General features: G+C 65.4%; 2 protein-coding genes. Both read right to left on the reverse strand.

Annotated elements, in window-relative coordinates; translation table 11 throughout:
• Positions 1-507, reverse strand: a 507-nt coding sequence (locus INT12_RS30615; RefSeq protein ID WP_193059195.1) for a response regulator, incomplete at its 3' end; no start/stop codon positions are given.
• On the reverse strand, positions 500-777 hold a 278-nt coding region (locus INT12_RS30620), incomplete at its 5' end, for a response regulator (RefSeq protein WP_193059196.1). The genes INT12_RS30620 and INT12_RS30615, both read right to left, overlap by 8 nt.

A 777-nucleotide genomic window follows, 5' to 3' on the forward strand; every position in this document is an offset into this window, starting at 1 on the left:
GTAATGATGGTCGCGGTCGAGGTAGGCGATCAGCGCCGGCAATGCATCGGTGATCAGGCGCAGGCGCTGGTGGCTTTCGCGCAACGCGCTTTCGACCTGCAGCAACCGGCGCCGCTCCTGGGCTTCATTGATCGCGCGCAGGATCGCATCGGGCAGGCGTTGCAGCCGCGACTTGACCACGTAGTCACGGGCGCCGCGCTTCAACGCCTCGACGGCCAGCTCTTCGCTGAGCGTGCCGGAGACGAAGATGAAGGGCGCCTCTGGCGCCAGGGCACCGGCCAACTCCAGCGCCAGGTCACCGCTGAAGCCGGGCAGCACATGGTCGGCCAGGATCACATCGAAGTCGTGCGACGCCAGCGCATCACGCATGCCCTGGTCGGACCAGGTGCGCTCGACCGTGAACGGCAGGCCGGCGCGGCGCAGCTGCAGCGTGATCAGCTCCGCATCGAGCGCGTTGTCCTCCACCATCAGGATGCGGATCGGTGTCGCGGGCAGATCGTCAGCCATCTTTGCGGCTCTTGGCACCAAAGAGCGTGCCGTGCGGCGGCGGCTGGTTGGTGATGCCCCAGAACATGCCCAGGCCCTGGATCGCTTCGAGGAACTCCTTGAAGTCCACCGGCTTGACCACGAATGCGTTCACACCCAGCTCGTAGCTGCGGATCAGGTCCTGCTCTTCGCGCGAAGAGGTCAGCATCACCACCGGGGTGCTGCTGAGCGCCGCGTCGGTGCGGATTTCCTTCAGTACTTCCAGTCCGTTGAGCTTGGGCAGTTTCAGGT

This window comes from Pseudomonas sp. K8 (assembly GCF_014889455.1).
Lineage (GTDB): Bacteria > Pseudomonadota > Gammaproteobacteria > Pseudomonadales > Pseudomonadaceae > Aquipseudomonas > Aquipseudomonas veronii.